The 3091-nt window shown below is 35.5% G+C and carries 5 protein-coding genes; all 5 read right to left on the bottom strand.

The genetic code is table 11. The annotated features are described in order from the left end of the window. Positions 1 to 278: tRNA-dihydrouridine synthase (locus tag CD29_RS19155; RefSeq protein WP_036190675.1), on the bottom strand; the 278-nt coding region annotated here is incomplete at its 3' end. Between the two features lie 91 nt (positions 279 to 369). After that, positions 370 to 888 carry a 2-amino-4-hydroxy-6-hydroxymethyldihydropteridine diphosphokinase gene (gene folK / locus CD29_RS19150; RefSeq protein ID WP_052124263.1) on the bottom strand — a complete coding sequence of 173 codons (519 nt, stop codon included), beginning with the start codon at positions 886 to 888 and terminating at the stop codon, positions 370 to 372. Beyond that, entirely contained in the window at positions 881 to 1252 is a 372-nt protein-coding gene (folB, locus tag CD29_RS19145; RefSeq protein WP_036190669.1) for a dihydroneopterin aldolase, read from the bottom strand. The genes folK and folB overlap by 8 nt, the downstream gene beginning before the upstream one ends. A 15-nt stretch (positions 1253 to 1267) precedes the next feature. Further along, positions 1268 to 2131 (bottom strand): dihydropteroate synthase, encoded by an 864-nt coding sequence (gene folP, locus CD29_RS19140; RefSeq protein WP_036190666.1) that lies wholly within the window; start codon positions 2129 to 2131, stop codon positions 1268 to 1270. A gap of 2 nt (positions 2132 to 2133) precedes the next feature. After that, the gene (locus tag CD29_RS19135) at positions 2134 to 2964 is read right to left on the bottom strand and encodes an aminotransferase class IV (RefSeq protein WP_036190663.1); all 831 of its coding nucleotides are present in this window, start codon (positions 2962 to 2964) and stop codon (positions 2134 to 2136) included. Between the last annotated feature and the right edge of the window lie 127 nt (positions 2965 to 3091).

Below are 3091 nucleotides of genomic sequence, written 5' to 3'. Positions count from 1 at the left end.
ACAAATTTAGCAGCTTCCACCAACGTTTCCTTTTCCCCACCAAATATTTGTAATGAAAGAGGATACTCTCTTTCATCGATATATAACATATCTAATGTTTTTTGATTACGTTGGATTAAACCTTTATCACTAATCATTTCAGCGTAAACTAAGCCAGCTCCGAATTCTTTTACAGTTAATCGGAAAGCTGAATTACATACACCTGCCATTGGCGCTAATACAACACGGTTATCCAAAACAATGTCGCCAATTTGGAAAGGCTTTTCATTTATATACAATTCTGTCTCCTCCTTTCAACTACCGCTCACTATGATCATCTATATTGAATATCTTTTTATAATAACAAACGTTAAAACAAATTGACCTATTCTATAATCGTAAAAACTCCTGAACATTCTCCGTCACTTTCCATTTAGTAATACCTTCTTTTTGAAGATCCATATTAGTAACATTTTCTTTAGCCATCTCTAAATGAGTCGAAAAAGGCTGTTCCGCAATCTCTAATAAAGGAACTAAAACGAAAGCACGTTCATACATTCGAGGATGAGGTACAATTAAGTGCTCAACTTCAATATTTTCGTTATTAAACAACAAAATGTCAAGGTCTATAATTCGAGGACCCCATCGAATATCACGCACACGCCCTAATTCATTTTCAATCATTTGGCATATTTTCAAGCACTCCATTGCAGAAAAGGTAGTTTCTAATAATAAAGAGATATTCAAAAATGAAGGTTGATCCAAATATCCAACAGGGGCGGTTTCGTAAATAGAAGAAATAGCTTTTATATCAATCCCACTTGTATCATATAGCAAATTAGCAGCATGTTTTAAGTTTTGTTCCCTATCACCAATATTCGTCCCTATGGATAGATAAACTTTATTCATAATATCGCCCTCGTGTTATTTCAACCGCAACTTCGTTATAGTGCCCAGGAATAGGTGGATCTGGCTTTATCACTTCAACCTTCACACCTAGCACTTGATTGTGATAACGTTCTAAGATTCGAGTAGCTATAGATTCTGCAACCGCCTCAATAAGCTGAAATGGCTTACCTTCCATAATTTCTTTACAAATATCATAAACACCAACATAACTAATCGTATCATCTAGGTTATCTGATAATCCTGCCTTTTGAATATTTACTGCTAGTGAAACAGTTGCACGAAACCTCTGACCAAGTTTGGTTTCTTCAACTAAAACACCGTGATACCCGTAAAATTGCATATCTCGTAAATGTATGTAATCCATAATTCTTTTCCTCCATTAGTGTCTTTGTGGTATTTCATCTTTTATCTCAAACTTGCCTAATAAAGCATCAATCATCTTTACTGTACGTGCTACTTCCTTTACATCATGGACTCGAACAATATGACAACCCTTCATCACACCATAAGCACATGTAGCTGCCGTTCCCTCAATCCGTTCATCAACTGGTAAATTTAATATCGTTCCAATCATTCGCTTCCTTGATGTTGCTAGCAATACTGGGTAGCCGAGTTCAGCCAACTCATCCAATCGTTGCATCGTTTCAATACTTTGGTTTAAATTTTTAACAAATCCAATCCCCGGATCTAAAATAATATGCTCATCTGGAACTCCTGCTTCTTTTGCAATTTGTATACTTTCATTTAAATCGGATATATAGTCTTCGAAGTAATTTACATATGGCTTGTCCTCACGGTTATGCATCAAAATAATCGGTACATTTAACTCAGCAGCAACATTAGCGATTAGTGGATCCTCCTTTGCACCCCAAATATCATTAATGATTTGAGCTCCAGCTTCTACTGCTGCACGGGCAACGGCTGACTTATATGTATCAATAGAAATAATTGCAGGAACTTGTTCCAACAATGCCTTAATAACCGGAACAACTCTAGCTATCTCATCTTCATCAGATATGCGTGTATATCCCGGTCTAGTTGATTCGCCGCCAACATCAATAATCTTCGCACCATTTGCAACCATTTCTTTGGCATGTGCAATTGCTGTCTCGACAGAATTGTATTTGCCTCCATCAGAAAACGAATCTGGCGTCACATTTAATATCCCCATAACAAATGTCTCTTTTTTATAGTCAAGTTGGATATTATTTAACGTAATTGGTTTTATATATTTTGATAGCATAATTATTCGCCTTTCTTTACTGTTCTTAAAATCTCATCTATGTACGCTTGATGTAGTCGTTGATAAATAGTGCCATCTTTGCCTAAGAAGTGAATGTTATCTATGTTTGATATTGGCACTAGTTCTTCAATGGAGTTTGTAACAAAGCATTCATATGCGTCCTCTAAATCTTGTCTAATAAACAAATCTTCCACTACCCGGTAACCTATTTGTTTAGCTGTATTTATTACCCATTGTCTTGTAATACCAGGTGTAATTCCTGTCGCTATTGATGGTGTGTAAAGCACCCCATCTTTTGCGAAAAATACATTTGATGTAATGCCTTCTGTAATTATTCCCCTTTGCGAGAGGAAAAACCCTTCAGTATTATCTAACTGTTCTATTTCTAAACTTCCTAAATACCGATTTTCATGTAATGTGTAGGTACCTTTCATCTCTAACCATTTTGCTGATTTTTCTCGCCCTCTTTCCCCGGGAAATATTTCCCGTCGGATTATGCACACATTGGGCTCTTTATATGATGATTGAAATTGCATTTGTAAATTGTTATTGCCAGCGGACACTGTTAAATAAAAGAGTCCATCTTGATTATTTGCTTTTTTTGTTAGATCTTTTATAACTCGTAGTATTTCTGGAACTGAATAAGGCATCTCAATATGAAATTGGTTTAACTTTGTTATCAATCGGTGATAGTGTTCTTGAAATAAAACAACTTGCCCTTTATAAGTACGGAACTTTTCAAAAAAGCTTAATCCATATAAATATCCATGATCAAATGGGGAAATTGCAGCATCATCTTCACTAATATAGTTCCCATTCATCCAAAGAATCATTTATATGACCACCCTTTCTTAGAACATTGATTACTTCGAAGATAGCATAATAATCCAAACAATCCTATTAAAAATCCTAATCGAGTAGAGGGAAAATAAGTTAACTTATTTTCGCCCCTCTCACAAC

This window comes from Ureibacillus manganicus DSM 26584 (assembly GCF_000772945.1).
Taxonomy (GTDB): domain Bacteria; phylum Bacillota; class Bacilli; order Bacillales_A; family Planococcaceae; genus Ureibacillus; species Ureibacillus manganicus.
The sequence above is the reverse complement of the archived record's forward strand: the minus strand, read 5'-3'. Positions and strand labels throughout refer to the sequence as shown.

Coding starts and splice junctions, on each gene's coding strand:
- CD29_RS19135 (WP_036190663.1), bottom strand. CDS start 2,964: ATGATTCTTTGGATGAATGGGAACTATATTAGTGAAGATGATGCTGCA.
- folK (WP_052124263.1), bottom strand. CDS start 888: ATGAATAAAGTTTATCTATCCATAGGGACGAATATTGGTGATAGGGAA.
- folP (WP_036190666.1), bottom strand. CDS start 2,131: ATGCTATCAAAATATATAAAACCAATTACGTTAAATAATATCCAACTT.
- folB (WP_036190669.1), bottom strand. CDS start 1,252: ATGGATTACATACATTTACGAGATATGCAATTTTACGGGTATCACGGT.